The organism is Nocardioides caeni (genome assembly GCF_004912195.1).
Classification (GTDB): Bacteria; Actinomycetota; Actinomycetes; order Propionibacteriales; family Nocardioidaceae; genus Nocardioides; species Nocardioides caeni.
Genome location: NZ_STGW01000001.1, coordinates 443831 through 469475, shown reverse-complemented (window position 1 = coordinate 469475; position 25645 = coordinate 443831). Strand labels below are relative to the sequence as shown.

23 protein-coding genes are annotated in these 25645 nt (G+C 70.8%); 5 read left to right on the top strand and 18 right to left on the bottom strand.

Translation table 11 applies throughout. The features are described from left to right. Positions 1-103: 103 nt before the first annotated feature. Positions 104-844, bottom strand: coding sequence for a 4-hydroxy-tetrahydrodipicolinate reductase (gene dapB / locus E9934_RS02310; RefSeq protein WP_136561489.1), 741 nt, complete (start codon positions 842-844; stop codon positions 104-106). Between the two features lie 93 nt (positions 845-937). Between dapB and E9934_RS02305 the strand changes: the two genes are divergently transcribed. Beyond that, positions 938-1453 carry a class I SAM-dependent methyltransferase gene (locus E9934_RS02305; RefSeq protein ID WP_136561191.1) on the top strand — a complete coding sequence of 172 codons (516 nt, stop codon included), beginning with the start codon at positions 938-940 and terminating at the stop codon, positions 1451-1453. A 49-nt stretch (positions 1454-1502) separates the two neighbouring features. Here the strand turns inward: E9934_RS02305 and E9934_RS02300 are convergent, their stop codons facing one another. The 4 genes from E9934_RS02300 to rpsO all read right to left on the bottom strand — a co-directional run bounded on the left by E9934_RS02300 (position 1503) and on the right by rpsO (position 7305). Further along, positions 1503-3236 (bottom strand): BCCT family transporter, encoded by a 1734-nt coding sequence (locus E9934_RS02300; RefSeq protein ID WP_136561190.1) that lies wholly within the window; start codon positions 3234-3236, stop codon positions 1503-1505. 69 nt (positions 3237-3305) lie between these two features. After that, a complete protein-coding gene (locus tag E9934_RS02295) occupies positions 3306-4673 on the bottom strand; it encodes a M16 family metallopeptidase (RefSeq protein ID WP_136561189.1) in 1368 nt (455 codons plus the stop codon). Beyond that, positions 4670-6886 (bottom strand): polyribonucleotide nucleotidyltransferase, encoded by a 2217-nt coding sequence (locus E9934_RS02290; protein ID WP_136561188.1) that lies wholly within the window; start codon positions 6884-6886, stop codon positions 4670-4672. The genes E9934_RS02295 and E9934_RS02290 overlap by 4 nt, the downstream gene beginning before the upstream one ends. A 143-nt stretch (positions 6887-7029) precedes the next feature. Continuing rightward, complete coding sequence (rpsO, locus tag E9934_RS02285) at positions 7030-7305, bottom strand: 30S ribosomal protein S15 (protein ID WP_136561187.1); 276 nt, start codon at positions 7303-7305, stop codon at positions 7030-7032. A gap of 162 nt (positions 7306-7467) precedes the next feature. Here rpsO and E9934_RS02280 point away from each other — a divergent pair, with 162 nt between their 5' ends. Both E9934_RS02280 and arfB read left to right on the top strand, forming a co-directional pair. After that, the gene (locus tag E9934_RS02280; protein ID WP_136561186.1) at positions 7468-9582 is read left to right on the top strand and encodes a molybdopterin-dependent oxidoreductase; all 2115 of its coding nucleotides are present in this window, start codon (positions 7468-7470) and stop codon (positions 9580-9582) included. A gap of 3 nt (positions 9583-9585) precedes the next feature. Beyond that, a complete protein-coding gene (arfB, locus tag E9934_RS02275) occupies positions 9586-10008 on the top strand; it encodes an alternative ribosome rescue aminoacyl-tRNA hydrolase ArfB (RefSeq protein ID WP_136561185.1) in 423 nt (140 codons plus the stop codon). Between the two features lie 12 nt (positions 10009-10020). Here arfB and E9934_RS02270 read toward each other — a convergent pair whose 3' ends face one another. From E9934_RS02270 to rimP, 10 genes are all read right to left on the bottom strand, one after another. Then, on the bottom strand, positions 10021-11031 hold the full coding sequence (locus E9934_RS02270; protein ID WP_136561184.1) for a hypothetical protein: 1011 nt from the start codon (positions 11029-11031) through the stop codon (positions 10021-10023). A 10-nt stretch (positions 11032-11041) separates the two neighbouring features. Beyond that, the gene (locus E9934_RS02265) at positions 11042-12001 is read right to left on the bottom strand and encodes a bifunctional riboflavin kinase/FAD synthetase (RefSeq protein ID WP_136561183.1); all 960 of its coding nucleotides are present in this window, start codon (positions 11999-12001) and stop codon (positions 11042-11044) included. A gap of 63 nt (positions 12002-12064) precedes the next feature. Beyond that, entirely contained in the window at positions 12065-12790 is a 726-nt protein-coding gene (locus E9934_RS02260) for a GDSL-type esterase/lipase family protein (RefSeq protein ID WP_136561182.1), read from the bottom strand. Between the two features lie 136 nt (positions 12791-12926). Next, on the bottom strand, positions 12927-13877 hold the full coding sequence (locus E9934_RS02255) for an endonuclease/exonuclease/phosphatase family protein (RefSeq protein WP_136561181.1): 951 nt from the start codon (positions 13875-13877) through the stop codon (positions 12927-12929). Continuing rightward, the gene (gene truB / locus E9934_RS02250) at positions 13874-14731 is read right to left on the bottom strand and encodes a tRNA pseudouridine(55) synthase TruB (RefSeq protein WP_193556856.1); all 858 of its coding nucleotides are present in this window, start codon (positions 14729-14731) and stop codon (positions 13874-13876) included. The genes E9934_RS02255 and truB overlap by 4 nt, the downstream gene beginning before the upstream one ends. 4 nt (positions 14732-14735) lie before the next feature. After that, a complete protein-coding gene (gene rbfA / locus E9934_RS02245) occupies positions 14736-15209 on the bottom strand; it encodes a 30S ribosome-binding factor RbfA (protein ID WP_136561179.1) in 474 nt (157 codons plus the stop codon). Positions 15210-15291: 82 nt separating this feature from the next. After that, the gene (gene infB / locus E9934_RS02240; protein WP_136561178.1) at positions 15292-18162 is read right to left on the bottom strand and encodes a translation initiation factor IF-2; all 2871 of its coding nucleotides are present in this window, start codon (positions 18160-18162) and stop codon (positions 15292-15294) included. 94 nt (positions 18163-18256) lie between these two features. Beyond that, positions 18257-18628, bottom strand: a complete 372-nt coding sequence (locus E9934_RS02235) for a YlxR family protein (RefSeq protein ID WP_275106603.1) — start codon at positions 18626-18628, stop codon at positions 18257-18259. Between the two features lie 49 nt (positions 18629-18677). Continuing rightward, positions 18678-19658, bottom strand: a complete 981-nt coding sequence (gene nusA, locus E9934_RS02230; RefSeq protein ID WP_136561177.1) for a transcription termination factor NusA — start codon at positions 19656-19658, stop codon at positions 18678-18680. Beyond that, entirely contained in the window at positions 19658-20227 is a 570-nt protein-coding gene (gene rimP / locus E9934_RS20135) for a ribosome maturation factor RimP (protein ID WP_136561176.1), read from the bottom strand. Before rimP ends, nusA begins: the two co-directional genes overlap by 1 nt. A 99-nt stretch (positions 20228-20326) precedes the next feature. Here rimP and E9934_RS20130 point away from each other — a divergent pair, with 99 nt between their 5' ends. Together E9934_RS20130 and E9934_RS02215 are read left to right on the top strand one after the other, a co-directional pair. Then, positions 20327-20827, top strand: coding sequence for a hypothetical protein (locus E9934_RS20130; RefSeq protein WP_136561175.1), 501 nt, complete (start codon positions 20327-20329; stop codon positions 20825-20827). Next, positions 20824-21273 carry a DUF4439 domain-containing protein gene (locus E9934_RS02215; protein WP_136561174.1) on the top strand — a complete coding sequence of 150 codons (450 nt, stop codon included), beginning with the start codon at positions 20824-20826 and terminating at the stop codon, positions 21271-21273. The genes E9934_RS20130 and E9934_RS02215 overlap by 4 nt, the downstream gene beginning before the upstream one ends. A gap of 281 nt (positions 21274-21554) precedes the next feature. Here E9934_RS02215 and E9934_RS02210 read toward each other — a convergent pair whose 3' ends face one another. From E9934_RS02210 to E9934_RS02200, 3 genes are read right to left on the bottom strand one after another with little or no spacing between them, the layout of a single operon-like run. Next, positions 21555-22289, bottom strand: a complete 735-nt coding sequence (locus tag E9934_RS02210) for an HAD family hydrolase (protein ID WP_136561173.1) — start codon at positions 22287-22289, stop codon at positions 21555-21557. A 2-nt stretch (positions 22290-22291) separates the two neighbouring features. Then, on the bottom strand, positions 22292-23797 hold the full coding sequence (locus E9934_RS02205; RefSeq protein WP_136561172.1) for a succinate CoA transferase: 1506 nt from the start codon (positions 23795-23797) through the stop codon (positions 22292-22294). 14 nt (positions 23798-23811) lie between these two features. Continuing rightward, positions 23812-25602 (bottom strand): proline--tRNA ligase, encoded by a 1791-nt coding sequence (locus E9934_RS02200; protein WP_136561171.1) that lies wholly within the window; start codon positions 25600-25602, stop codon positions 23812-23814. Between the last annotated feature and the right edge of the window lie 43 nt (positions 25603-25645).

Genomic DNA, 25645 nt, shown 5'->3' with positions numbered 1-25645 from the left:
GGCAGCGTGTCGGCCCGCGGCGCAGCCGCGTCGAGACCTGACCGCGGCGCGAGCGCAGCGAGGGCCGTGCGGCTGGTCTCGACCAGCCGACACGCTCGGCCCATCAGACGTCGAGCAGATGCTCCAGCCCGATGGTGAGGCCGGGGAAGTCGCCGATGCGTCGGATGCCGGTCAGGACTCCGGGGGTGAAGGAGACGCGGTCGAGGGAGTCGTGGCGGATGGTGAGGGTCTCCCCCAGGCCGCCGAGGACGACCTCCTGGTGGGCGACGAGGCCGCGAATGCGCAGTCCGTGCACGCGGATGCCGTCGACGTCGGCGCCCCGGGCGCCGTCGAGTCCGGTCGAGGTCGCGTCGGGGATGGGCGGGCTGCCGGCCTCCCGGCGTGCGGCAGCGATCATCTCGGCGGTACGACGAGCCGTACCGCTCGGCGCGTCGGCCTTCGTCGGGTGGTGCAGCTCGACCACCTCGACCGACTCGAAGAACGGCGCCGCGATGGTCGAGAAGCGCATCATCAAGATGGCGCCGATGGAGAAGTTGGGCGCGATGAGGACGCCGGTGCCCGGTGACTCCGCCAGCCAGCCGCGCAGTGTCGCCAAACGGTCGTCGTCGAAGCCGGTGGTGCCGACCACGGCGTGGATGCCGTGGTCGATGCAGAACCGCAGGTTGTCCATCACCACGTCGGGGTGGGTGAAGTCGACGACCACCTGCGTGCCGGTGTCGACGAGCGCCGAGATCGCGTCGCCCTGGTCGACACCCACGGTGAGGTCGAGGTCGTCGGCCGTCTCGACCGCCTGGACGACCTCGGCGCCGACCTTTCCGCGCGAGCCGAGCACGCCGACCCGGATTCGACCCGTCTGATCCGCGTTCACCGCGACACGTTCCGTCACGGGACCAAGGTAGTGCGTCACCCGGGAAGCCGTTCTGGCAGGCTGGGCACCATGGTGAACAAGATCCCGGCCCGGATCCGGTGGGCGGTGGACTTCATGGACGTCCAGCCGGCCGACCACGTCCTGGAGATCGGGTGTGGCAACGGCGCGGCCGCCGACCTGATCTGCCGGCGCCTCGAGGGCAAGGGCAAGATGTTCGCCATTGACCGCTCCGAGGCCGGTGTCGACCGCACGAAGGCCCGCTGCGCCGAGCACGTCGCCGCCGGGCGTCTCGCGGTCCGGCAGATCGATCTCGCCACCCTCCGTGTCCCGGTCAAGCGCCTCACCAAGGTCTTCGCCTTCGACGTCAACCTGTTCTGGGTGCGCGAGGCCAAGGAGGAGATCGCCCTCCTCCACGAGCGCCTGCTGCCGGGCGGATCGGTCAACCTCTTCTTCGACACCAGTCGCCCCGAGCAGGTCCCCGACATCCTGGAGAAGACCTCTGCGCAGCTGCGTGACGGCGGCTTCCGCGTCTACATCGTCGACTCGAAACAGCCGCCGGTCATCGGGATCATCGGGCGCCGTTGATCCCGGCGATGTCCCGGGGCACTCGTGTGCCCCAGGACATCGCACCGTTTCACGGGGTGCGGCCGCGGGGCGCGCCCTGCTCGCTGCTGCTGGGCGTCGTGGCCGACTCGGGTCCCCAGTCCGGGTCGGTCGCCCGCAGCTCCTCCGCGACCCGCTCGGCGAGCCACTGACGTTGACGCCGAACCCACCGGCGCTGTTCCTGCACCAGCGACTTCGCCGTCGAGATCGCCAGCCCGAGCATCACGAAGCTGAACGGGAGGGCGAGCAGGATCGCCATCGTCTGCAGGGCGCCGAGTGGATTGACCGAGGGATCGGTCTTCTGGGCCTCGAGTCCGACATAGAGCAGCACAGCGGCGACCGCGCCTTCCATGGTCGCCCAGAAGGCGCGGCTCCACACCGGCGGATTCGGGTCACCGCCCGACGACAGCATGTCGACGACGAACGACCCTGAGTCCGAGCTCGTGACGAAGAAGATCACGATCAGGAAGATCGCCAGGCCGCTCAGCACGGCAGCACCGGGAAGAAGGTCGAGCAGCTGGAAGAGCGCGGTGTTGGTGTCGACCCCACCATCGGCGGCGACGAGCCCGCCGCCTTCGAAGAGCTCTTCGTAGAGGGCCGTGCCACCCATGACCGAGAACCACAGGAAGGTGACCAGGGTGGGCACGAGCAGCACGCCGAGGATGAACTCCCGCACGGTCCGACCGCGTGAGATCCGAGCGATGAACACTCCGACGAAGGGCGCCCAGCTCATCCACCACCCCCAGTAGAAGGTGGTCCAGCCGCCGAGCCACTCCTTGCCGTCCTCCTGGAAGGGGCGGGCGTTGAACGACATCTGGAAGAAGTTCTGGATGTAGGACCCGATCTGGGTCACGAAGTCGCTGAGGATGAACACCGTGGGACCAGCGATCAGCACGAAGCAGACCAGGACGACGGCGGCGACCATGTTGATGTTGGACAGCCACTTGATGCCCTTGTCGACACCGGTGACGACCGAGGTCAGGGCGATCGCGGTGATGACGATGACGAGTCCGATCAGCAACCACGTCGTCGGCTCGTCGATCACGTCGAGGTAGCTCAGACCGGCGCCGATCTGGCTCACTCCCAGACCCAACGACGTGGCGACACCGAAGAGCGTGCCCAGCACTGCGATCACGTCGATGACGTCACCCCAGAAGCCCCGCACTCGGTCGCCGAGGAGCGGGCGCAACGCCCACCTGATCGAGATCGGGTTGCCCTGTCGGTGCACCGAGTACGCGATCGCGAGTCCGACCACGACATAGATCGCCCAGGCGTGGAGCCCCCAGTGCAGGAAAGTCGTGTCCATCGCCGTGCGCGCGGCCTGCGCCGGAGTGTCGGCGGGCGCACCGGGCGGCGTGGAGGCGAAGTGGTTGAGCGGCTCGGCGACCCCCCAGAACACCAGACCGATCCCCATGCCGGCAGCGAAGAGCATCGCGAACCAGGACCCGAGACTGAACTCCGGCTCGTCGTCGTCCTTGCCGAGGACGATGGTGCCCATGTGGGAGGCAGCGAGCCAGAGCGAGAAGAACACGAAGCTCGTGACGAGGGCGATGTACCACCAGCCGAGATCCTCGATGATGGTCCCGTTGAGGTCGCTGATGACCTCCCCGACCTTCTCGGGAAAGGCCGCCGTCAAAGCGACGAAGAGGACGAGCAGCCCCGCCGACGGGAGGAAGACGCGTGGCGCGGCGATGAGGCGGCCGGCGCTCGGAGGCACCCGCTCCTCCGGACCTGTGGTCTGGTCGTTCGGATGCAAGGAAGTCATCGAGTGTCTCCTGGGTTGGTAAAGGAGCCCAACACGCTAGCCGGAGACCAGCGCCATCGCACGTTGCCGTCACCCGGGTCCGACGACCGCCAGCAGCTCGGGCCGACCGAAGACCTCCGCGGCGACCTCGTGCACGTCGGCGGTGGTGACGGCGTCGATCCGGGCGATGATGTCGTCGATGCCGGGCAGGTCGCCGTGGATCAGCTCGTTCTTGCCGATCCGCATCATCCTCGCGCCGGAGTCCTCGAGCCCGAGGATCATGCCGCCGACGAGCTGCCCCTTGCCGCGGGCGAGCTCGTCCTCGGTGATCCCGTCGCGGGCGATGAGGACGAGCTGCTCGCGGACGACGGTCAGGACGTCGTCGATCCGGTCGGGCAGGCAGCCGGCGGCCACCCCGACCAGGCCGGAGTCTGCGTACTGGCTGGCGAAGGAGTAGACGGAGTAGGCGAGACCCCGCGCCTCCCGGACCTCCTGGAAGAGGCGGGACGAGGTGCCTCCGCCCAGCGCCGTGTTGAGCACGGCCAGCGCATAGCGGCGGTCGTCGTCGCGGGTGAGCCCCTCTCGTCCGACGACGAGGTTGACCTGCTCGAAGGGCCGCAGCACCTGACCCTGCGCGGCGCTCACGCGAGGGCGGCGGCTCGACCTCAGCGCGCGGGGCGTCGCCGGTGCTTCCGCGACGTCGAGCCACTCGTTGCGCGAGAACGCCTTCCGCACGGCGCGCACGACGCTCGCGTGGTCGAGTGCCCCCGCGACCGACACGACGGTGTTGGCCGGCACGTAGTGCTTGGCGTGGAAGCGCCGGATCTGCGCCGGGGTCATCGCCTCGATCGAGCCGGTGGTGCCGGCGATCGGGCGGCCGAGCGGCGAGTCCGGGCCCCAGGTGAGTGCGGCGAGAAGATTCTGGACGACATCGTCCGGATCGTCGTCGTGCATGGCGATCTCGTCGAGGATGACGTCACGCTCGGCGTCGACGTCATGGGGCGCGATCACGGAGTCGGTGATCATGTCGCCGAGCACGTCGATCGCGAGCGGGAGGTCGTCAGCGAGCACGCGGGCGTGGAAGCACGTGTATTCCTTCGCCGTGAAGGCGTTGAACTCGCCGCCGACCGCGTCGAGGGCGATGGAGATGTCCAGCGCCGAGCGCTCGGACGTGCCCTTGAAGAGCACGTGCTCGAGGAAGTGCGAGGCGCCGTGGGTGCGGGCCGTCTCGTCGCGCGACCCGACCCCGACCCACACGCCGATCGAGGACGACCGCGCCCCGGCCATCTGCTCGGTCACGATGCGCAGCCCGGACGGCAGTTGCGTGCGTCGTACGACGGACGTCACCTGCCCGGCGTCGTCGCTGACGGTCTCGAGGACCTTCGTGACCGATCGGGAAACGGCCGACGGCCGGTCAGCGGGAAGCTGACCGGCCGTCGACGTGGGAGCCTTGCTCACTCGTCCTCGGACTCCTCGGACTCCTGGGCGGCGTCCTCGACCACGGGGATCAGGGACAGCTTGCCGCGGTCGTCGATCTCGGCGATCTCGACCTGCAGCTTCTGGCCCACCGAGACCACGTCCTCGACGTTCTCGACGCGCTTGCCGCCGGCGATGGAGCGGAGCTTGCTGATGTGCAGCAGGCCGTCCTTGCCGGGCAGCAGCGCGATGAACGCACCGAAGTTGGTGGTCTTGACGACGGTGCCGAGGTAGCGCTCGCCGACCTCGGGCATGGTCGGGTTGGCGATCGCGTTGATCATCGACCGGGCGGACTCGGCCGCCTCGCCGTTGGTCGCGCCGATGTAGACCGTGCCGTCGTCCTCGATCGACACGCTCGCACCGGTGTCGTCCTGGATCTGGTTGATGACCTTGCCCTTGGGCCCGATGACCTCGCCGATCTTGTCCACGGGCACCTTCACGGTGATGATCCGCGGGGCGTGGATCGACATCTCCTCGGGGGCGTCGATGGCCTCGTTCATGACCTCGAGGATCGCGAGACGGGCGTCGCGGGCCTGGGTGAGCGCCGCGGCCAGGACCTCGGCGGGGATGCCGTCGAGCTTGGTGTCGAGCTGGAGCGCGGTGACGAACTCCTTGGTGCCGGCGACCTTGAAGTCCATGTCGCCGAAGGCGTCCTCGGCGCCGAGGATGTCGGTCAGTGCGACGTACTCGAGCTTGCCGTCGATCTCACCGGAGATCAGGCCCATGGCGATGCCGGCGACCGACGCCTTCAGCGGGACGCCCGCCTGCAGCAGCGACAGGGTCGAGGCACAGACCGAGCCCATCGAGGTCGAGCCGTTGGAGCCCATGGCCTCGGAGAGCTGGCGGATCGCGTAGGGGAACTCCTCGCGGTTGGGGAGCACCGGCAGCAGCGCACGACGCGCGAGGGCACCGTGGCCGACCTCGCGCCGCTTCGGCGAGCCGACGCGGCCGGTCTCACCGGTGGAGAACGGCGGGAAGATGTACTTGTGCATGTAGCGCCGGTGGTTCTCCGGCGACAGCGTGTCGATCTGCTGCTCCATCTTGAGCATGTCGAGGGTGGTGACGCCCAGGATCTGGGTCTCGCCACGCTCGAAGAGCGCCGAGCCGTGGACCCGCGGGATCACGTCGACCTCGGCGTGCAGCGGACGGATGTCGGCGAGGCCGCGACCGTCGATGCGGACCTTGTCACGCAGGATGCGCTCGCGGACCAGCTGCTTGTTGACCGAGCGGAACGCGGCGCCGAGCTCCTTCTCGCGACCCTCGAACTGGCCGGCGAGCTTGTCCAGCACCTCGGCCTTGAGCTCGTCGGTGCGGGCCTCGCGCTCCTGCTTGTCGCCGATCGTCATGGCGGCGGCGAGGTCGGACTTCACGGCCGCCTCGACGGCCGCGTAGGCGTCGTCCTCGTAGTCGAGGAAGACCGGGAACTCCTGGACCGGCTTGGCGGCCACGTTGGCGAGCTCGACCTGGGCCTCGACGAGCTGCTTGATGAACGGCTTGGAGGCGTCGAGGCCGGCGGCCACGACCTCCTCGGTCGGCGCCTGCGCGCCGCCCCGGACCAGCTCGATGACGTCCTCGGTGGCCTCGGCCTCGACCATCATGATGGCGACGTCACCGGACTCGGTGACACGGCCGGCGACGACCATGTCGAAGACGGCCTTCTCCAGCTGGCTGTGGGTCGGGAAGGCGACCCACTGGCCCTCGATGAGGGCGACGCGGGTGGCGCCGACCGGGCCGGAGAACGGCAGGCCGGAGAGCTGGGTCGACAGCGACGCGGCGTTGATCGCCAGCACGTCGTAGGGGGTGTCGGGGTTGAGCGCCATCACGGTGATGACGACCTGGACCTCGTTGCGCAGGCCCTTCTTGAAGGTCGGGCGCAGCGGACGGTCGATGAGGCGGCAGGCGAGGATCGCGTCCTCGCCCGGGCGGCCCTCGGAGCGGAAGAACGAGCCGGGGATGCGGCCCGCGGCGTACATCCGCTCCTCGACGTCGATGGTCAGCGGGAAGAAGTCGAAGTGGTCCTTCGGGTGCTTGCCGGCCGTGGTGGCCGACAGCAGCATGGTGTCGCCGTCGAGGTAGGCGCTCACCGATCCGGCGGCCTGGCGGGCGAGGACGCCCGTCTCGAACTTGACGGTACGGGTGCCGAACTTGCCGTTGTCGAGAACGGTCTCGACCTCGGAGATGACGGGTTCAGTCAATGTCTTCTCTTGTTCTACGGTGCGGGACGCGTTGCCCCGCGGGAATGGATTGATTGCCACCGGCCACCTTAACGACCGGGGCGGGAAAAGCAGAACGGGCGACCCGAAAGGGGTCGCCCGTCCATGTGGGTTTCAGTCGTCGATCAACGACGAAGACCCAAGCGCTCGACGATGGAGCGGTAGCGCTCGATCTCCGTCTTCTTCAGGTAGTTGAGGAGACGGCGGCGCTGGCCGACGAGGAGCAGCAGGCCACGACGGCTGTGGTGGTCGTGCTTGTGCTTCTTGAGGTGCTCGGTGAGGTGGCTGATGCGGTGGCTCAGCAGCGCGATCTGCACCTCGGGCGAACCGGTGTCACCCTCGGTGGTGCCGTACTCGGCGATGATCTTCTTCTTGGTCTCAGCGTCGGTACCGACTGCCATGGGTTTCTCCCTGTTCGCTCGTTGCGCGGCGCCCCAGCCTGAAATCCTGGGGCTCTCTTTGTCCGCGGCCGTCCTGACGGCAACCGCACAAGACTATCAACGCCGCCGGCTCCCGCCGAATCGGTGCTGGCCGCCGCGGAGGTGACGTGTGACGATGCCCCCGTGGAGACCCGACTGGCGGTGTGCAACCTGTGCGAGGCCACCTGCGGCCTGATCCTGACCATCGAGGACGGCCGGGTGAGCAGCGTGCGTGGCAATCCCGACGATCCCCTCTCCCGCGGGCACATCTGCCCGAAGGGGGTTGCGATCGGCGACGTCCATGCCGATCCCGACCGCCTCCGTCGTCCCGTAAGACGGATCCGCGCCACCGACAGCACGCCGGAGCGCTGGGAGGAAATCGACTGGGACACAGCGCTCGACCTGGTGGCCGACGGCCTGGCCGGCGTGATCAACGAGCACGGCGACGACGCGCTGGCGATCTATCTCGGCAACCCCAATGCGCACAGCCTCGGCGCGATGACCCACGGCGTGGGCCTGGTCCAGACCTTCCGGACCCGCAACAAGTTCAGCGCGACGTCCTGCGACCAGCTCCCCCACCAGCTCGTCGCGATGCTGCTCTACGGCCACCAACTGCTCCTGCCGGTCCCGGACATCGACCGCACCAGCCTGTTCCTCGTGTTCGGCGCCAACCCGATGGCGTCCAACGGGTCGCTGATGACCGTGCCGGACTTCCCCGCTCGGCTGCGCGCCCTCCAGGCCCGCGGCGGGCGGATGGTGGTCGTGGATCCGCGGCGCACCGAGACGGCCAGGGTCGCCGACGAGCACCTCTTCGTCCGCCCCGGCACGGACGCCTGGGTGCTGCTCGCCCTGCTGCACACCGTGCTGACCGAGGACCTCGCCGGGCCGGCCGCCTATGTCGACGGCCTGGACCGGCTCGTGGAGTCGATCAGCGAGTTCACTCCGGAGGCCGCCGAGCGGGCGAGCGGCGTCCCCGCCGACACCATCCGACGGATCGCCCACGAGCTGGCGGCCGCGGACGGCGCCGCTGTCTATGGCCGGATGGGCGTGTCGACCCAGGAGTTCGGGCTGGTGTGCCAGTGGGCCGTTCAGGTGCTCAACCTGGTCACGGGCAACACCGACCGGGTCGGCGGGACGATGCTGACCTCCCCCGCCATCGATGCCGTCGGCCGGAGGATGCTGGGCCCCGGCCACTACGACGCCTGGCGCTCCCGGGTGCGCGAGGCCCCGGAGTTCGGCGGCGAGCTCCCCGTGGCCGTGTTGCGGGAGGAGATCGAGACGCCGGGCTCCGGCCAGGTCCGCGCGCTGCTGACGCTCGCCGGCAACCCGGTGCTGTCGACCCCGGACGGCGCGGCCCTCGACCGTGCGCTGTCGGACCTCGACTTCTGCGCGGCGATCGACATCTACCTCAACGAGACGACCCGCCACGCCGACGTGATCCTCCCGCCGACGTCCCACCTCGAGCGCGACCACTACGACCTCGTCTTCCACCTGCTGGCGGTCCGCAACACGGCCCGGTTCGCTCCGGCGGTGTTCGAGCGCGACAAGGACCAGTGGCACGACTGGGAGATCGCCAGGGAGCTCCACCGCCGGGTCGTCCGGCGCCTGCGCCGCAAGCCCGCGCTGGCGAAGCGGCTCGTCGACGCCGCACGACTCCGCTTCTCGCCGACCTTCCTGGTCGGCATGCTGCTGCGCACGGGGCGCTCGGGGGTCACGATCACCGAGCTGCGCCGGCGCCCCGAGGGCGTGGATCTCGGCCCCCTGCAGCCCGACCAGCTCCCCCGTCGACTGCAGACCGCGGAGCGTCGCATCGACCTCCTGCCGACGCTGGTGCTCGACGACCTCACCCGGCTGCGCACGCAGACACAGCCCGCCGGCGACGAGCTGCTGCTCATCGGGCGGCGCCACCAGCGCGACTGCAACTCCTGGATGCACAACACCGAGCGACTGACGAAGGGCCGGGCTCGCCACCACCTGTTGATGCACCCGTCCGACCTCGACGCGCGCGGGCTCGTCGACGGCGCCACGGTGACCGTGACGTCCCGGGTCGGCAAGGTCGAGGTCGAGGTGAGGGCCACCGAGGACGTCATGCCCGGCGTGGTCTCACTCCCCCACGGCTACGGTCACCAGCGCGACGGGGTCCGACTGAGCGTCGCGGCGAGCGTGCCGGGGGTCTCGATCAACGACCTGACCGACCCCGACCGGCTGGACGTCTCGGGCAACGCCGCCCTGTCCGGCGTCCCTGTCCGGGTCTCCTAGGAGATGGACCTGACTGTCCCGCCCGGCCCCGGCCTGCCCGACGGCCTGCTCATCCCCGACAGCGAGCTGGTGGAGCGCTTCTCGCGCTCCCCGGGCCCGGGCGGGCAGTCGGTCAACACCACCGACTCCCGGGTCGAGCTCAGCTGGGACCCCGACGCCTCCGCGGCACTGACCGACGCCCAGCGCGCGCGTCTGCTCGGGCGGCACGAGGGCCCCCTCGTCGTCGTCGCCCACGAGCACCGCTCCCAGCACCGCAACCGGGTCGCGGCGCGCGAGCGGCTCGCGGAGCGTGTGCGGGAGCTGCTCGCGCCGCCGCCGGCGCCGCGCCGAACGACGAAGCCGACGCGAGGATCCCAACGCCGGCGCCTCGATTCCAAGCGCCGGCGCGGAGAGACCAAGCAGCTGCGCGGCCGGGTGCAGGACTGAGCGGGCCGACGGTCAGCCGACGGCCCCGGGGGCTTCGCCCAGGAGGGCTCGGTAGGCCACGCGCGCGCTGACGGCTCTCTCCAGCTCGCGGATCACCGTCGAGAAGAACTGGCGGCGATAGAGCTCGTCTGTCACGGCGTAGACCGTGAAGTAGAGCCCGCTGAAGGCAGCCAGGAAGGTCGACACGCGGACGAGCTCCAGGCTCAACCGATCGCCGGTCCACGAGCCCACGACGCCGCCGAGGGCGTGCAGGTCGCCACCCGTCCACGTCCCGACGACCTCCGGTGCCATCGCGACGACCCCGAAGATCAGGAAGAAACCGAACACAGCGATCGAGAGCAGCAGGACCTGGAGCGCCTGCGCGACCAGGAGGACCAGGACCAGGTTGGCCTTCTGCAGCCCGGTGACCTCGGCGTCGACAGCGCCGACCCGATCGACGCGCTCGGCGATCCTCCGGGCCGCTGCCTCGAGGGGGGTGCCCGCGCACGCATCGACGAGCTGTCGCGCCTCGACGTCGTCGTCGACCTGGTCGAGCTCCTCGGGAAGCCGGGTGAGCAGGAAGCCGACCGCGATGGCCCCGAACAGCAGGACCGTCACCCACAGCACGCCGCCGTCGAGGCTGGCGGCGACCTGCCACACCTCCGCGTTGATGAACAGGAAGGTAATGAAGAGCAGCAGCAGCGGGAGGGCGCGGGTGACGAGCGGGAGCAGGAGACCCAGCGATCCGAACGTACGGCGGACCGCCCACCCGACGATTAGCCACGCCCGCAGCGTGGTGACCGCGTAGACCGCGAGGAGCACGCCCAGCCCGGTCATGCCCGCGCCGATGCCGGCTGCGGCGCCGAGCCACAGGCCGGTCGCGACGCCGGCCACGGTCCCGAGGAGCGCGGCGGATGCGAGCACGCCCAGCAGCCGTCCACGGCGCAGGCCCTCCGCGACCGCCGCACGGTGGTGATCGACGAAGTAGGGCAGGCCGTGGCCGACGAACCACCGCTCGGCAGCCGCGATCTCGTCGGTGCTCACGTCGCCTCGCTCAGCGCATCAGGAGGGCGCGGGTCCGAGCGACGTCGTCGGCCATCGCCTCGAGCAGGGCATCGATGCCATCGAAGCGGACCATGCCCCGCAGGCGCTCGATGAACTCCACCTCGACCTCGTGGCCATAGAGGTCGAGGTCGGTGCGGTCGAGCACGTAGGACTCCACCCGTCGCTCACGCTCACCGGCGAAGGTGGGGTTGGTGCCGACGCTGATCGCAGCGGGGAACCGCGTCGTGGCGTCGGGGCCGTCGAGCGGGGTCAGCCAGCCGGCGTAGACACCGTCGGCCGGCGCTGCCGCACCGGGGGGCACCGGGACGTTGGCGGTGGGGAACCCGAGCTCACGACCGCGCTTGTCGCCTTCGACCACGACGCCGCGGACCGTGTAGGAGCGTCCGAGCGCCTCGGCGGCGCCGGTGACGTCACCGGCCGCCAGGCAGGTGCGGACGTAGGTCGAGGACCAGACCTGGGGGCCACCGTCGAGGCTGACCTCCTCGAGCACGAAGTCGTGCTCGGCGCCCGCGGCGCGCAGGAGGTTGCAGTCGCCGGCCGCACGGCGGCCGAAGCGGAAGTTCGCGCCCACCACGACCGCCTTGACGTGCAGCGTCGAGAGCAGGATCCGCTCGATGAACTCCTCGGGCGCCCACGCCGCGATGTCCCGCGAGAACGGGATCACGAGGACGTCGTCCACGCCGGCCTCTCCCAGCAGCCGCAGGCGCTCGTCGATGGTCGTGAGCGTCGGCGGCGCGTGCTCCGGACGCAGGACCGCGATCGGGTGCGGGTCGAAGGTGACGGCGACGACCCCGTCGATCGCCGTGTCGGCGGCCACGTCGGCCGCGACCTCGCGGGCCCGTCGTACGACGTGCTGGTGACCGAGGTGCATCCCGTCGAAGTTGCCGATGGTGGCAACGGTGCGCCCCAGCCCAGCCGGGACGTCGCTCAACTCGCGCCACACTCGCACGGCGCCACCCTACTGATCCCGACGTCCGAACGGGTCACCGGCGACCACGCTGCGCGCGGCTGCTCACTGCTGGGCGCAGGTGCGGATCGCACGCTCGAGCATCCTGCGCCACACCCGCAGGGCGATCCGGTCCGGGTGGATGCCGTCACGGAAGCGGGCCGGGTGCGCGGAGGCGTAGGTGTGCCACGGCATCACGCAGACCCCGCGCGTGGCCCGGGCGACCCGATGGATGGCCTTGCGATAGACGACCGTCTTGCTGGCCCACTGGTAGGGCTCGTAGGGAAGCCCGGTCGACTCCTTGAGGGCGCCCTCCTCGATGGACGGGTCCTTCCAGGGCGTGACGAGCACCACGCGCTTGGGCCCCCGCCAGCGCAGCGCGCCGCGGACCAGCCGGATGCCCTGCGCATAGAGACGGGTGGCGTCGGCGACCGTCATGGCCTCGTCGGCGCCGTTGGTCCCGAGTGCGATGACCGCCGTCCCCACCCGGTGCCGCGGCATCGTGAAGACGTGACGGATCGCCGTCTCCCGGTCGCGGGTGCGCGGCACCGGGGCGACGCCCAGGGCTGTCACCCGGCGGCCCGGATAGGCGTCGACCGTCCAGCCGCGCGGACGTCGTTCCGCGCTGAGCGGAGACCAGTCGTGATTGTGGGCGCGATCGGTGATCGAGTCGCCGATGACGTGCACGCCCGCCTCGAGGGGGCTCTGCGGGGTGGTCGTCGTCTCTCCCGAGGCCGGCGACGCGGCCGGCACCGACACCGCCGCCATCGCCGCGGCCAGGACGACCAGCACCAGGTGGCGCAGGCTCAGCGGCGCGCGCGATCGTCGGCCGCCTCGACTGTCCCCCCGCACACTCAACCCACTTCCCCACACCTGCCAGTCCGCGCACATTCAACCACCGGCAGCGCGGGGGCCGGACCCGAATCGGTCAGTTCGGACGCCGCAGCGCGACCGTCGCCAGTATCGGTCGGTGGTCGGACGCATAACCGGGCAGGGAACGGTGCGTGACGAAGGCGGCCCGTCGTGCGACGAGCGAGGGCCGATCGACCCACACGTAGTCGATCCAGCGGGTGTTGCGCGTCGGGCAGACGCCGGTCAGTCCGAGAGCCTGGAACGAGTTGCGGGCCCGTCCCGCGAAGGTGCGGGTGATGCCGCCCTCAGGCCGCGCGGCGAGGTCGTCGTGGTGGTCCCACTGGAAGTCGCCGGTCGCGATCCGGACATCGCCCGGCGAGCCCAGCAGCGCGGCGAGCCTGGCGTAGTGCTGCCGCGCGGCACGTGCGTTGACGTTGTCCTCCCACTGGGCGCCGGTCTCGACGTGGTTGGGCACGTGCGTGTTGAGGACCGTCACCTGACGCCCGGACGCGCGGTGCCTGAGCGTGACCGCGGTCGCCCACTTCGGCCGGAACGGATGGTCCGTCACGTCGCGACCCGCGCCGTCGACCATCGGATGGGCATCGACCCCGACGAGCACCCATCGATCGTCACGCCAGGTGATCGGCACCTGCCGAGCGCCGTCGCCGACGTCGAAGAAGTGCGTGCGCCAGCCCCGCTGCTCTCCCCAGGCGGCCGCCCGCGTGAAGGCATCCGTGTCGGCCTCCTGCCAGCCGACGACGTCCACGTCGTCGCGCCGCAGGAGGCGTCGTACGTCGGCCACGCTCCCGGCGGGGCGGCCGGTCCGGTCGACGTTGAAGCTCACCACGCTCACCCGGGCGACGGCGTCGGCGTAGCGGCGGACCACCGGGGCCGCGTCCTCACAGGAGCCAGCAGCGTCGGCTCCGCTGCTCGCAGCGGACGGGCTCTCCGGGGTCCCGGCTCCGGCATCGCAGCCCGAGGCGAGCAGGCACCAGCCGGCCAGCACCGCTGCCAGGCTATTCCTCATCCGACGAACACGGCGGCGGGCCGCGCGACACCGCCCTCCGGGCGATAGAGCGCGAGGAACTCCCCGGCCGGGTCGAACAGCCCGGTCAGGTCGTCGAGCGTGAGGGGCAGCGGCCTGCCGTAGCGGACCGCCTGCGCCTGCTCGGCGTCGAGCTCGACCGCTGGGAAGGTGGATCGGGCGGCGTCCGCGAGCGGCGTGAGCGTCAGGTGCTCGAAGTCGGTGTTGGCGCCGTCCAGGGTGAAGGCCCCCACCGAGTGCCGACGCAGGGCCGTCAGGTGCCCGCCAACGCCGAGCGCGGCGCCGAGGTCGCGGGCGATGGCGCGGATGTAGGTGCCACTGGAGCAGCGCACGCGGATCTCGACGTCCAGGAGGTCGCCGACCCGCTGCAGCTCTCCGACGGCGATCTCGTGGATCGTCACCGGCCGTGCCTTCAACTCCACCTGTTCACCGTCACGGGCCAGCGCGTAGGCCCGCTTGCCGTTGACCTTGATGGCCGACACGGTCGACGGGACCTGCTCGATCTCACCCTCGAACGACGCCAGGGCAGACCGCACGTCTCCCTCGGCCACGTCGGCGGCGGTCGTGGTCGCGACGACCTCGCCCTCGGCGTCATCGGTCGTGGTCGTCTGGCCGAGGCGGACGGTCGCGGAGTAGGTCTTCTCCGTCAGCATCAGGTGACCGAGCAGGCGGGTCGCCCGCTCCACGCCCAGCACCAGCACCCCGGTCGCCATCGGGTCCAGCGTGCCGGCGTGCCCGACCTTCCGGGTCCCGAGCGCGCGGCGGACGCGGGCGACGACGTCGTGGGACGTGATCCCGGCCGGCTTGTCGATGACGACCAATCCGGACTCGGCCACCCGCTCAGTCCTCGTCGAACTGGTCAGCCTGGTCGAGCTCGTCGAGCTCGCCGTCGGCCAGCTCCCGCGGCTTTTTGTAGGGGTCGGCCTCGCCGGCGGGCACGGCACCCTCGCGGGCCGCGGCGACGGCCGCATCGGCCTCCCGCGCCTTGGCGAGCACCTCGTCCAGGTGGCGCGCGGACTCCGGGACGCCGTCCCAGGAGAACGCCAGGGTGGGCACGTGGCGCATGCCGAGCTGCTTGCCGACCTCCGAGCGCAGGAGGCCCTTGGCGGACTCGAGCGCCGCGGCCGTGGCCTGCTGATCGGCGTCCTCGCCGAGCACGGTGTAGTAGATCGTGGCGTTCTGGGCGTCGCCGGTCAGGCGGACGTCGGTGATCGTGACGAATCCGAGACGCGGGTCCTTGATCCGACGCTCGAGCATCTCGGCAACGATCACCTGGATCCGGTCGGCGATCTTGCGCACGCGCGGGCTGGCCATGGGGACTTTCCTATCAGTAGAGCACTGCGCCGTCCGCCCCGAGGAGGGACGGACGGCACAGCAGGGATCGATTCTCCGGCGCTCAGGAGCGCGGGATCTCCTTCATCTCGAAGGCCTCGACCACGTCGCCTTCCTTGATGTCCTGGAAGTTCTTGAGCACGAGACCGCACTCGAAGCCTTCCCGAACCTCGGACGCGTCGTCCTTCTCCCGCTTGAGCGAGGCGAGGTCGAGGTTGTCGGCGATGACCGCGCCGTCGCGGAGGACCCGGACCTTGGCGTTGCGCCGGATGACACCACCGATGACCATGCAGCCCGCGATGTTGCCGATCTTCGACGAGCGGAAGATCGCACGGATCTCCGCCTGGCCGAGGGTCTGCTCCTCGTACTCCGGCTTGAGCATGCCCTTGAGGGCCGCCTCGATCTCCTCGATCGCCTGGTAGATGATCGAGTAGTAACGGATCTCGACGCCTTCCTTCTCGGCCATCTGCCCCGCCTTGCCCTGCGGGCGGACGTTGAAGCCGATGATGATCGCGTCGGACGCGGCCGCCAGGTCGACGTTGGTCTCGGTGATCGCGCCGACACCGCGGTCGATGACGCGGAGGCTGACCTCCTCGCCCACGTCGATCTGCGCGAGGGCGTCCTCGAGAGCCTCGACCGAGCCGGACACGTCGCCCTTGAGGATGAGGTTGAGCTCCTGGACGCCACCCTTCTCCATGGAGGCCATGAAGTCCTCGAGCGTACGACGCACGCGGCGCTTCGCCTGCAGCGCGGCCCGCTCGCGAGCCTCGCGCTTCTCGGCGATCTGGCGCGCCATCCGGTCGTCCTCGACCACGAGGAAGTTCTGACCGGCGCCCGGGACGGCGGTCAGACCGAGGACCATCGCGGGACGCGACGGGTCGGCCTCCTCGATGTTGTCGCCGTGCTCGTCGAGCATCGCGCGGACCCGGCCGTGGGCCGGGCCCGCGACGATCGAGTCGCCCACACGGAGGGTTCCGCGCTGGACCAGGATCGTGGCCACCGGACCGCGACCGCGGTCGAGGTGCGCCTCGATGACCAGGCCCTGTGCGTCCTGGACCGGGTTGGCGCGCAGGTCGAGCGACGCGTCGGCGGTCAGCACGATCGCCTCGAGCAGCTTGTCGAGGTTGAGACCGGCCTTGGCGGAGACGTCGACGAACATCGCGTCGCCGCCGTACTCCTCGGGGACCAGGCCGTAGTCGGACAGCTGGCCGCGGACCTTCGTCGGGTCGGCCGACTCCTTGTCGATCTTGTTGACCGCGACCACGATCGGCACGCCGGCGGCGCGGGCGTGGTTGAGCGCCTCGACCGTCTGCGGCATGACGCCGTCGTCGGCCGCGACGACCAGCACCGCGATGTCGGTCGCCTGGGCACCACGGGCACGCATCGAGGTGAACGCCTCGTGACCCGGGGTGTCGATGAAGGTGATCCGGCGGTCGTTGCCATCGACCTCAGTGTGGACCTGGTAGGCACCGATGTGCTGGGTGATGCCACCTGCCTCGCCCGCCACGACATTGGCGTCGCGGAGTGCGTCGAGGAGCTTGGTCTTTCCGTGGTCGACGTGACCCATGACGGTGACGACGGGCGGGCGGACGACCAGGTCGTCCTCGCTGCCCTCGTCGGCGCCGAACTCGAGATCGAAGGTCTCGAGCAGCTCGCGGTCCTCGTCCTCCGGAGAGACGATCTCGACGACGTAGTTGAGCTCGTCACCGAGCAGCTCCAGCGTCTCGTCACCCACGGACTGGGTGGCCGTGACCATCTCACCGAGGTGGAAGAGCATCTGCACCAGCGAGGCCGCGTCGACGCCGATCTTGTCGGCGAAGTCGGTCAGCGAGCAGCCGCGGGCGAGACGGATCGTCTCCCCGTTGCCCTTGCGGACCCGCATGCCGCCGATCGTCGGGGCCTCCATGGCCTCGAACTCCTGGCGACGGGCGCGCTTCGACTTGCGACCGCGACGAGCGGGACCACCCGGGCGACCGAAGGCACCCTGGGTCTGACCACGCTGTCCGGGACGACCACCGCCGGGACGACCGCCGCCACCGGGGCCGAAGCCACCGGGACCGCGGCCGGGCGCACCGGCACCAGCGCCGGCTCCGGCGCCGCCACGGCCCGGGGCACCGCCCCGACCGGGGGCACCCGGACGACCGGGACCGCCGGGGCCACCGCGGCCGGGACCGCCGGGTCCGCGACCGCCCGGCCCCTGGCCGAACGCGGCCGGGGACTTGGGCATCATCGCCGGGTTCGGGCGCGGCATGCCCGGGCGTCCGCCGCCGGCGCCTGCCGGCGGACGGGGGCCACCGGGACCGGCCTCACCCTCACGCGGCGGCGGGGCGGGACGGCGTCCCATGCCCTGGCTGGGGGCGAAGGGGTTGTTGCCGGGACGCGGCGTACCACTCGGCTTGCCGACGGGACGCGGGGCCGGAGCCTTCGGTGCCGGAGCCTTCGGGGACGACGCGGCCGGGGCCGACGGCTCCTCCGGGGCTTCCGGGGCAGCCGGAGCGGCAGCAGCCGGGGCCTCGGGCTCGGGGTCCGGCTCGGGAGCCTTGGCGGGGCCCGGTCGCGGACCCGGACGCGGCCCTGCAGGCGCGGCGGGCGCCGCGGGGGCAGCAGTGTCGGCGGCGGGGGCGGCGGCCGTGTCGGCAGCGGTCTCCACCGCAGCCGGAGCGGCGACGCCCTCGGGCTCAGCGGCCGGAGCGGGCGCTGCGGCCTTCTTGGCGGGCGCCGGCTTGGCCGCGGGCTTTGCCGGAGCGGCATCGGCCGGCTTCATCTTCGCCAGCAGCTCGGCGCCGTAGGTGTCCTCGAACTTCTTGACGGCAGGAAGCTCGACGGACGAGGAGGCTGTCTTGGCGAACTCGCCGATCGCGCTCAGCTTCTCCAGCGCTTCCTTGCTGGGGATGCCGTACTTCTTCGCGAGTTCGGAAACTCGGGTCTTGGCCACGGTTCTCCTTCTGGCCCAAGACCCGGGGGGATCTCTAGACCGTTGGTGGGTGGTGCAGAACGAACTGGCTCATCGCGAGGTACTCATCGAGTGCTCATGAGCTGCTGCTCCAGTCTCTGGTGGTTGGTGCGGTCCGGTTCGACGAGGCGAGGCTGCCGACGTAGTCCCCCACCGGCGCGCTGGAGCGCCCTCCCACCCCTGCGAGACGCAGGGCGCGGGCGAAGGCTTTCCGCCGCACCGCGAGGTCGTAGCAACCGGGCGTGGGATGCAGGTGCGCCCCACGGCCTGGCGCGGTGGCGTCGGGATCGGGCAGGACCACCGTCTGACCGGTGCTTCCGTCCGAGCCGGCGGTCACCCGCAACAACTCGCTTCGGGCGGCCCGCTGCCGGCATCCGACACAGGTCCGGACGGGTCCCGCAAGCGCGGAATCGTCAGGTCCTGCAGAGGACGTCAGTCGGCGAGCCACCAAGGCTCAACCCTACCGCTCCCGGGGTCCAGATCACGAACCGGCAGCGTCAGGAGTCGTCGCCGGACTCCTCATCCGAGTGGATGTCGATGCGCCATCCGGTGAGCCGGGCGGCGAGGCGGGCGTTCTGGCCCTCCTTGCCGATCGCCAGCGACAGCTGGAAGTCGGGGACGACGACCCGTGCGGACCGGGTCGCTGCGTCCACGACCGTGACCGACTGCACCTGCGCTGGCGACAGGGCGTGCGCGACCAGCTCGGACGGGTCGTCGGACCAGTCCACGATGTCGATCTTCTCGCCGCCCAGCTCGGCCATCACGTTGCGCACGCGCTGGCCCATCGGTCCGATGCACGCGCCCTTGGCGTTGACGCCGGAGACCGTGGAGCGCACGGCGATCTTGGTGCGGTGGCCGCCCTCGCGAGCGATGGCGGCGATCTCGACGGTGCCATCGGCGATCTCGGGAACCTCGAGGGCGAAGAGCTTCTTGACGAGGTTGGGGTGGGAGCGTGACAGCGTGATCTGCGGGCCTCGCATGCCCTTGCGCACCGACACGACCAGGCACTTGATCCGCGTTCCGTGGGAGTACGACTCCCCGGGGACGCGCTCGCTCGAGGGCAGCTGTGCCTCGAGCTTGCCGAGGTCGACCAGCACGTCGTCGGGGTTGCGGCCCTGCTGGATGATGCCGGAGACGATGTCGCCCTCCCGGCCGGAGAACTCGCCGAACCGGATCTCGTCCTCGGCGTCGCGCAGGCGCTGCAGCATGATCTGCTTGGCCGTGGTCGCGGCGATCCGGCCGAAGTCGGCGGGGGTGTCGTCGTACTCGCCGATCTTGTTGCCCTCGTCGTCGAGCTCGGCGGCCAGCACGCTGACGTGGCCGGTCCTGCGGTTCAGCTCGACCCGCGCCTGGGCGTGGGAGCCGTCGGTCTTGTGGTAGGCGGTGAGCAGGGCCTGCTCGATCGCCTCGACGAGGACGTCGAACTTGATCTCCTTCTCCCGCTCGAGGGTGCGGAGGATGTTGAGGTCGATGTCCATCAGTGCGCGTCCTTGTCGTCAGTGTCATCAGTGTCGTCTGCGTCGTGCTCGTCGGCGTCGTCGAGCTGAGACCTGCGGTTGAACTCGACCTGGACCATTGCCTTGCCGACCTCGGCGAACGGGAGCCTGGTCTGCGCGCCGGCGACGTCCAGGGTCACGGTCTCCTCATCGCTGGCGATGATCCGGCCGACCGTCTCGGTCCGCTCGCCGGCATCGGCGGTGGAGACGACCTTGACGAGCCGTCCGGTGTTGCGACGCCAGTGGCGCGGCAGCGTGAGGGGGCGATCGACGCCCCGTGAGGTCACCTCGAGGGTGTAGGGCTGCTGCCCCAGCACGTCGGCAGCACCGTCGGCGCCCGTGGCCTCCAGGAACTGGTCGATCACCTTCGTGGCCGCCGCGACGTCGTCGAGCGTGAGGCCACCATCGGTGTCGAGTGCGATCCGCAGCACCCGGCGCTTCCCGGCCGGAGTGAGCTCGACGGCCTCGAGGTCGAGACCGAGCTCGGCGAGCGGTCCGACGAGGACGCTCTCGATGCGCTCGATGGTGGCCTGAGCGGATGAGCTGGCCAAGGCGTCCTCCCGATGTCCTGTTGTTGTGCTGTTGTTGTCCCGTTGTCGCCCGCTGTGGCGGTGCAGGTCCACGATAGCGGCTGGCGATACCCTCACCCGGTGCCCGCCCTCCGCGTCGACCTGCCGCTCACCCGCCGCACCCTGGGCGGCAGTGCGCTGGCCGGCGCGGCAGCGGCCCTTGCCGCCTGCGAGGCGCTCGACGGTTCCGGGTCGCCGTCCAGCGGCGGCGGCACCCGCACGCCGACCGCGGAGGCGCCCGACGCTGACGGCGAGCTCGCCGCGGCGACCGCCGCGACCCTGGCCGCCATGGCTGCGCTGGCCACCGCGACCGCTGCGGCCGTCCCGGGGCTGGCCCGCGCTGCCGGTCGGCTGGCTCGCCTCCACGCCGCCCATGCCGCCGAGCTCGGCCACGCCGGCGAGGCAGACCCGCCGAGCGTCGGCACCGACCGGGCCGTCGCGCGGCGCGAGCTCCTCGCGGCCGAGGAAAGCCTCCAGCAACAGCTCGTCGACGCGGCACTGAACGCGTCGAGCGGCGCGCTGGCGCAGGCCCTCGCCTCGATGGCCGCCGCGGTCGCCCAGCAGCGCGCGGTGCTGGCATGAGCGGCCGCAGGACGGGCGCACCGTCGCCGCAGGTCGACGCTCTCCAGGCCGCGCTCGCGACCGAGCACGCCGCGATCTTCGTCTACGGGGCCCTCGGCGCCCAGACGTCGGCGACGGCGCGCCCCGCGCTCCACGACGACCTGGTGGCGGCCTATCGCGTCCACCAATCCCGGCGCGACCAGCTGACCACGCGCCTCCACGACCTCGGCGCCACTCCGGTCGCGGCCGAGCCGGGCTACCGCCTGCCGGCCGATCTCGGCTCGGCCGAGGCGGTGATGCGCCGCGCTCGCGCCCTGGAGCAGGCCGCCGCCGCGTCGTACGCCCACGTGGTGGCCAGCACCGTCCAGAGCACGCGGCGATGGGCGGTCGACGCGCTCGTCGACGCCGCCGTGCGGGTGCTGGCCTTCGGCGGCCGGCCCGAGCAGCTGCCGGGCCTCGCCGACTGAGGCACGATCCGGCGGCCCACCCGCCGCGAAACGGGCGAAAAACCACAATGGTCCGCGACCTCGTCTCCGGGAGACTCCCGAGACGTCCCCCGAGGACGGGGTCGCGGAACCATTGGTGACCGGGGACAACGGTCATCAGGTGCCGGGAGAGGTGGGGCTCACCGAGCACCTGTGCACAATCATGCAACAGAACGCTGGTGGCGTCTGTAGCGCGCCATCCTCATAAATGTGCAGTGCAGAAACCTGCAGTCAGCACGCGCGGGAAGGCTCCCCGCCGGCTCTCATCGCCACGGGTCGAGCAGCTCCGGGATCTGCGACAGGCGCGACGCGACGGCGTCCGGCGTGCCCTCCGTGTGACCCACCTGCTCGGCAGGGATCACGCTGTGGGGTACGTGGATCGCCCGCAGGCCGGCGTTCTGCGCCCCCCAGACGTCGTCGAAGAGCCGGTCGCCGACGTAGACGCAGCGGCCGGGGTCGGAGACGCCGACTGCCTCCATCGCGGCCCCGAAGGCTCGCGGGGACGGCTTGGTCCAGGGAATCTCACTCGTGTAGACGTCGCCGTCGATCAGGTCCAGCACGCCGTCGCGTTCGAAGTAGCCACGGTGCCACGCTCGCGGCCAGATCGTGTTGGACAGGATGCCGACCTTGATGCCCTCCTCGCGCAGCCGGCGGAAGAGCGGCGCCACCTCCGGATCGGTGAGGGTGTGCGGTTCCCAGAAGCCGTAGTAGGCCTCGAGCAGGTCGGGATCGTGGTCGAGGCCCGCCTCGGTGAAGAGGTCGGCGATGGTCGCGCTCTCCTGGTGGTCGCGGCTGCGGCCCCAGATGACGCCGCCGGCGTTGTGCAGCCGGGCAGCGAAGGCGTGGTGGTCGTCGCTGGTGTCCGGCGTCGCCAGTACCGCCTGGGCGAGCGCGAGCGACTCGGCGTGGAAGTCGATGTCGTGCCAGGCGGTCAGCGTGCCGCCCCAATCGAAGATGACCGCGTCGATGCCTGTCCCCGACCCCGCGTCGCTGTGCATGGTCACATCCTTCCCTCTCGCAGGTAGGCCGCGTGCCAACCGAGCGCCTCGTCCAGCAGATGCGGCGTGTGCCGGGCCTCCGGTCGGGCGGCTCGAGCGCGGTCGACGTAGTCACGCAGCCGGTCACGGTAGTCCGGATGAGCACAGTGCGCGATCACCCGATCGGCGCGGTCCGTCGGCGACAGTCCGCGCAGGTCCGCGAGGCCCTGCTCGGTGATCAGGACGTGCACGTCGTGCTCGGTGTGGTCGACGTGACTCACCATCGGCACGATCGAGGAGATCGCCCCGCCCTTGGCCAGCGAGTCCGAGACGAAGAAGTTGAGGTAGGCGTTGCGGGCGAAGTCCCCCGACCCACCGACGCCGTTCATGATGGCCGAGCCCATGACGTGGCTGGAGTTCACGTTGCCGTAGATGTCGGCCTCGATCATCCCGTTGATCGCGATGACACCGAGGCGCCGCACCAGCTCAGGGTGGTTCGAGATGTCCTGGCTGCGGAGGAGCACCCGGCCCTTGTAGGAGCCGACGTTGTCGAGGAAGCGCTGTTGACCGGCGGGCGATAGCCCGAAGGACGTGGCGGAGACCGACGTGAGCTTCCCGGCGTCGAGCAGGTCGAGGAGGCCGTCCTGGATCACCTCCGTGAACGAGGTCAGCCCCTCGAACTCGGCCGTCAGGAGACCCTCCATGACAGCGTTCGGCGTGCTCCCGACGCCGGACTGCAGCGGCAGCAGTCCCGGCGGCATCCGCCCGGCGGCGACCTCGTGGCGCAGGAAGTCGACGAGGAGCGCAGCCATCGCCCGCGAGTTGTCGTCGGGCTCGTCGAGCGGGCTGTTGCGGTCCGGCGCGTGCGTCTCGACGACAGCGACGACCTTCGACGGGTCGACACGCAGATAGGGGTCACCGATCCGCTGCATCGGGTGGGTCAGCTGGATCGGGATCCGGTGAGGCGGGACGGCGGCGCCGTAGTAGACGTCGTGGAAGCCCTCGAGGTCGCGCGGCAGCCAGCTGTTGACCTCGAGAACGACCTTGTGGGCCCGCTCGAGCCAGGTCTTGTTGTTGCCCAGCGACGTCCCCGGCACCAGCAGTCCGTTGGGGAGCACGGCGGCGACCTCGATGATCGCGACGTCGAGGTCGCCGTAGAAGCCGAACCACGCCTGCTGCGCGGCATGGGACAGGTGCGCGTCGACGTAGTCGACCTCACCGGCGTTGATCAGCCGCCGCAGATCCGGGTCCGAGTTGTAGGGCAGCCGCTTGGAGAGGCCGTGCACACCGGCCAGGGCGCCGTCCACGGCCGGACCGGTCGACGCGCCCGACCACAGGCCGATCTGGAAGTCCTCGCCACGCGCCCGTGCGGCCTGCATCCGGTCGGCGAGCGCCACCGGCACGGCCTTGGGGAACCCGGCGCCGGTGAAGCCGCTGATCCCGACCGAGTCGCCCGGCCGGACGAGGGCGGCGGCCTCCGCGGCCGACGCCGTCCGCCGGGCGAGAACCGGGCAGCTGATCCGCGACATCGGCCCCGGTCCCGTCAGCCGGTGACGATCGCGCGGATCACGTCGGCGGCGCCGTCGAGCGCGACCTCCTGCCGGTCACCGGTACGACGGTCCTTGACCTCGATCACCCGGTTGGCCGGGTCGGCCACGCCGCGGCCCACCGTGACGATGGTGGGCACGCCGATCAGCTCGGCGTCCTTGAACTTCACCCCGGGACTGATCTTCCCCGCCCGGTCGTCGTAGATCACGTCGACGCCTGCCGCCATCAGGTCGGCGACGAGGGCCTCCGCCGCATCGAAGACGGCCTGGTCCTTGCCCGCGGCGACGACGTGCACATCGGCGGGCGCGATCTCGCGCGGCCAGCAGAGACCGATGTCGTCGAGGGTGTCCTCGGCGATCGCGGCCACCGCGCGGGAGACGCCGACGCCGTAGGAGCCCATGGTGACCGTGACGAGCTTGCCGTTCTCGTCGAGCACCTTGAGATCGAGCGCCTCGGCATACTTGCGGCCGAGCTGGAAGACGTGGCCCATCTCGATGCCGCGCGCGGACTCGAGGGTGCCGTCCGAGCAGTTCGGGCAGGCGTCGCCGTCGCGGACCTCGGCGGCCTCGATGGTGCCGTCACCGGTGAAGTCCCGACCGGCGACCAGGTCGATGACGTGGCGGCCGGGCTCGTCGGCGCCGGTGACCCAGCGGGTGCCCTCGGCGACGCGGGGGTCGAGCAGGTACCTGATTCCCGAGCTGCCGCCGGCGTCGTTGCCCTCCCCCAGCGCGCCGGGGCCGATGTAGCCCTTGACCAGTGCGGGGTGCTTCGCGAACTCGGCCTCGTCCATCGCCTCGACCTCGATCGGCTCGAGCTGGCCCTCCAGCCTCTTCTGGTCGACCTCGCGATCGCCGGGGAGGCCGATGGCGAGGGGCTCGCGGGTGCCGTCGGGGTGCTTGAGCACGACCATGACGTTCTTGAGGGTGTCCCCCGCGGTCCAGGGTCGGTCCGCCCGCGGGAAGGCCGCGTTGAGGTGGTCGACCAGACTGTCGATCGTCGGAGTGTCCGGGGTGTCCTCGGCGTGCGCGGCCGGCACCTCGTCGTACGACGTCGCGGCGGGCGGACGCACCTGCACGGCTTCGACGTTGGCGGCGTAGTCGCAGTTCGTGCAGCGGACGTAGGTGTCCTCGCCGACCGCGGCGTTGGCGAGGAACTCCTCGGACTTCGAGCCCCCCATCGCGCCGGCCGTCGCCTTGACGATGACGTAGTCGAAACCGAGGCGGTCGAAGATCCGGACGTAGGCGTCGCGATGGCGCTGGTAGGCCGCATCGAGGCCCGCGTCGTCGACGTCGAAGGAGTAGGAGTCCTTCATGATGAACTCGCGGCCGCGCAGCAGCCCCGCACGCGGACGGGCCTCGTCGCGGTACTTGGTCTGCACCTGGTAGAGGCTCAGCGGCAGGTCCTTGTAGGACGAGTACATGTCCTTGACGAGGAGCGTGAACATCTCCTCGTGCGTGGGACCGAGCAGGTAGTCGGCATCCTTGCGGTCCTTGAGCCGGAAGATGCCGTCGCCGTACTCGGTCCAGCGGTTGGTCGCCTCGTAGGGCTCACGGGGCAGCAGCGCGGGAAAGCTGACCTCCTGCGCGCCGATCGCGTCCATCTCCTCGCGGATGATGCCCTCGACCTTGGCGAGCACCTTCAGCCCCAGCGGGAGCCAGGTGTAGATGCCCGGCGCGGCACGGCGGATGTAACCGGCCCGCACGAGCAGCCGGTGGCTCGGGACCTCGGCGTCCGAGGGGTCCTCGCGCAGGGTCCGAACGAACAGGGTCGACATCCGCATCAGCACTCGCCCAGCCTAGGGCCGCAGTTCCGCGCGCCGCGAACCAGTA

What these genes read in the sequence shown, in the direction of transcription:
- E9934_RS02305 (WP_136561191.1), top strand. Translation starts at nt 938, where the DNA reads ATGGTGAACAAGATCCCGGCCCGGATCCGGTGGGCGGTGGACTTCATG.
- E9934_RS02300 (WP_136561190.1), bottom strand. Translation starts at nt 3,236, where the DNA reads ATGACTTCCTTGCATCCGAACGACCAGACCACAGGTCCGGAGGAGCGG.
- rpsO (WP_136561187.1), bottom strand. Translation starts at nt 7,305, where the DNA reads ATGGCAGTCGGTACCGACGCTGAGACCAAGAAGAAGATCATCGCCGAG.
- arfB (WP_136561185.1), top strand. Translation starts at nt 9,586, where the DNA reads ATGGACCTGACTGTCCCGCCCGGCCCCGGCCTGCCCGACGGCCTGCTC.
- E9934_RS02255 (WP_136561181.1), bottom strand. Translation starts at nt 13,877, where the DNA reads ATGAGGAATAGCCTGGCAGCGGTGCTGGCCGGCTGGTGCCTGCTCGCC.
- rbfA (WP_136561179.1), bottom strand. Translation starts at nt 15,209, where the DNA reads ATGGCCAGCCCGCGCGTGCGCAAGATCGCCGACCGGATCCAGGTGATC.
- nusA (WP_136561177.1), bottom strand. Translation starts at nt 19,658, where the DNA reads ATGGACATCGACCTCAACATCCTCCGCACCCTCGAGCGGGAGAAGGAG.
- E9934_RS02215 (WP_136561174.1), top strand. Translation starts at nt 20,824, where the DNA reads ATGAGCGGCCGCAGGACGGGCGCACCGTCGCCGCAGGTCGACGCTCTC.
- E9934_RS02210 (WP_136561173.1), bottom strand. Translation starts at nt 22,289, where the DNA reads ATGCACAGCGACGCGGGGTCGGGGACAGGCATCGACGCGGTCATCTTC.
- E9934_RS02205 (WP_136561172.1), bottom strand. Translation starts at nt 23,797, where the DNA reads ATGTCGCGGATCAGCTGCCCGGTTCTCGCCCGGCGGACGGCGTCGGCC.